Source organism: Halanaerobium sp. (genome assembly GCF_003070835.1).
Window position 1 is genome coordinate 1 of record NZ_QBLR01000355.1, and the last position, 3264, is coordinate 3264.

A 3264-nucleotide genomic window follows, 5' to 3' on the forward strand; every position below is an offset into this window, starting at 1 on the left:
AAATTTAAATCCATCCTTTCTGCACTTGTTTCAATCTCAGAGAATTCGGTTTCCAGGTAAGAATCAATTCCAGGCAGTTCCACCTTTAAAAAATCGCCAATATCATTTTTAAAGAGACTAAAAGAATCTTTAAAAACGAAATCATAGTTATGGGCCGTCACATCAAACTGCTGCATTAAATTTCCTCCTTTTCTAATATTTATACTATAAAAAGTATATCATAGAATAATTTGGAAATAAAGTAAAATAATTAATTGTTTATCAAATTAAAAATGCCCTAATCAAAGGGCATTAATTAATAGTTTGTTATTCTATTTCTTTTGGTAAAAATTGGTTCCATAAACGGTAGCTGCACATTATTTTTTCTTCTCCCCATCATAAAAGATATCCAGGGGCAGCTCAATTTCCTGCAGCCATTTTTTCAGCTCATCTTCTTTAACCTGGTTAGAAACAAACTCGTTGTTGGAAAAGTTAATAAATATTCCATCCAGCTTAGATCTTTTTAGCTCTGCCTTAAGCTTTTCTAAATCCTCTTCTTCAATCAACTTCTTATCAAGTTCAAAATCTTTTGCTGCTGCCATTTCTGCAAGCTCAGCTAAATAATCTTTAGCATTTTCTTGATAGATATCAACAACAGAGTCTTCAACATCACTAACTACCTTTTCACCTAAAAAGCCGACATCAGAAATTAAATGCTCAAAAAGCTTTGGCACTTCCTCGAGCATTAAAGCTCTAACTAAAAGCTTATCCTCTGGCTGCAGCTTTTTTTCTAAATGTTGATTAATTTTCTTTAAACCACCATAACTGAATAAGATCAGCATATACTTTTTCATTTATTTATCCCTCACAAGTCTTTATCAATTTTTTGAATTCGATTTAATTAATTCCTGCATTCGCAATCATTATACCTTTAACCAGCAAGATTTTAAAGCTGTTTAGATAAAAATCTCCAGTCCAATCAGCGGCCAGTAGAATCTGGCAACTAAAATGTAGATCAACCAGCCGATCACTTTAAGCAGCAGACCCCATTTTAGAGCATCTTTGATCTGATAATAGCCAGAAGAAAAGGCAATCGCATTGGGTGGAGTTCCCATCGGCAGTAAAAAGGCCAGTCCTCCAGATAAAGCTACAGATAGAGTTAAAAGAACCGGGTTTAAACTGTAGGCTTCAGCAGCACTGAAAGCAAGAGGCAGAATTACTGCCACAGAAGCTACATTACTTACACCTTCAGTTAAAATTGAGGTGAAGATTGCTAATAGGACAATAAATAGAAAAGGTGCCAGCTCCAGCTGGGAAAAGAATCTCTCTGCCATCCAGTCAGTTACTCCTGTTTCTACTAAGGAAGAGGCAACCACAACTGCTCCCCCATACATTAAAATTACTCCCCAGTTAACATAGGCTTCTACTTCCTGCCAGCCAACAACCTTAAAGGCGACAACTAAAACTCCACCCAGCAGAGCTGTGATAGCGATATTGATTAGGTTTGATAAAAATAACCAGCTTAAAACTACTGCTCCTAAAATTAGAATCAGTTTTTTCTCAGCCTTAGATAAATCTCCTCTGGCCTCTGACTTTGACTTCAATTTTTTTAGAGAGCGGGAGGTATCCTGAATATCAATTTCCGCAAATTTAGTAATGATCACTGCAAAAACAATTAATAAGAGAAAGGGCAGCGGCCAGCTGTATTTGATCCATTCAAAAAAACCAATCGAAATACCGTAGTGTTTTTCTAAAAGTCCAACTGCCAGCAGGTTACGGGCACCACCGAGATAGGTAGTGATTCCCCCAATTACTGTTCCCCAGGCCATTGTCAAAAAGCTGACCTAAAAACAAGACCCATTTAAAAAGAGCAGTCCTCAAATAAAACTAAGAACTACTCCTCAAATTGATCACTGTCTTTTTTTATTAATTATCAAAAATGCTCATTTGTCCTTCAGCTGTATTTGCTTGATCACTAATCAAATTTCTTAAGGCATTTAATTGGTTATAATCATCAGAATAGCTCATCATCCTTACCTCCCCAGACTTTTATTTGAGAATCTAAATACTGCTGAATATTACAGACAAGTCTCGCTATTGTATTCCCACAATTCTTTTTTGATAGATAAATTGAAATAAAGTCTTTAGTTATTTCAAAATTAATTTTATTTCCCTGATTGCCATTATGAAGATCTACAGCAAGCACTTTATAATAACCATCATCAATTTTATCTGCATAACCCCAGAGTTTAAAAGGCTTTTTATTAGAAAAGATTGCCTTAATTATATATTCTGCTGACAAATCATCTCTTTTAAATTCAATATTAATGGGAAGCCCCATTAATTTATTGTTTTCAATGCTAATATAATAATTCTTTTCAATATTATAAACGAGCTCTTTATAATCAGTATAAAGTTTATTAACCAGCCATAAATGACTATTAAAACTTTTCCCTCTAGTTGAAAACTTACCGTCATAACGTAAATCATCGATTATTCTGCTTGCAGAATCCTGCTTTTCCTGGCTTAATAAACTCAAATGAGAGATTCCGGTAGTATATGAGAATTGCTCATTAGAAGCTAGTAAATTTATTAAACCTTTTACCTTAGTTTCTGAAGAATTATTTATTTTTAAATTTAATTTTTCACTATTTTCTTCTGTCTTTTCCACATCAATTTTATCATGATTGATTGAAATTCCTCGCCAGGTGGTATAATCCTCTGTAGATTTCATTAATTTTTTACTGAGCCATACATTATCAAAATTAGGAATATATTTTAATAAACGATCTATATTAGTATCTGTAGATTTTGATCTTTCTGAACTATGGAGCATAAAAAACCTTTTATCTTTTTCTGCATCCAGAAAAAATTCAGTCTCATCAAATAATAATTTATATAGAAATTCTTCTTCAGTTTCTTTTAGCTGCACTTTATATTCCAGGTCTTTTGTTTTATTTTTAAAAAACCGCAAAAAGTCATCATGAGAAGGAGGATCAGTTTGATTAATATGACCTTCAATCAAATAAGTTTTAACTAAATTCTGATTGATATTTTGTCTTTGTTTTTCTTTGCGGCTAACATAAACATTGTTCATTATATCATTAAGTTTATTATGTAGTTCACGTCTGTTTTTAACTTCCATAAAGTCCCTCCTCTCACCTTAGACATAACGTCAAATATTAGAATTAATTATATACCTATTATAGTTTATTATCTAATTATTTCAAAATTTAATTTATTCAATAATAATACTGTCTCTTATACACATCTGACTCATCGCAA

The 3264-nt window shown here is 32.7% G+C and carries 3 protein-coding genes; all 3 read right to left on the minus strand.

The genetic code is table 11. From position 1 onward, the window contains the following. Positions 1-356: 356 nt before the first annotated feature. Positions 357-833, minus strand: a complete 477-nt coding sequence (locus CI949_RS18895; RefSeq protein ID WP_290769277.1) for a hypothetical protein — start codon at positions 831-833, stop codon at positions 357-359. A 102-nt stretch (positions 834-935) separates the two neighbouring features. Next, positions 936-1808 carry an SLC13 family permease gene (locus CI949_RS18900; RefSeq protein WP_290769280.1) on the minus strand — a complete coding sequence of 291 codons (873 nt, stop codon included), beginning with the start codon at positions 1806-1808 and terminating at the stop codon, positions 936-938. Positions 1809-1993: 185 nt separating this feature from the next. After that, positions 1994-3124 (minus strand): hypothetical protein, encoded by a 1131-nt coding sequence (locus CI949_RS18905; RefSeq protein WP_290769282.1) that lies wholly within the window; start codon positions 3122-3124, stop codon positions 1994-1996. Positions 3125-3264: the final 140 nt, after the last annotated feature.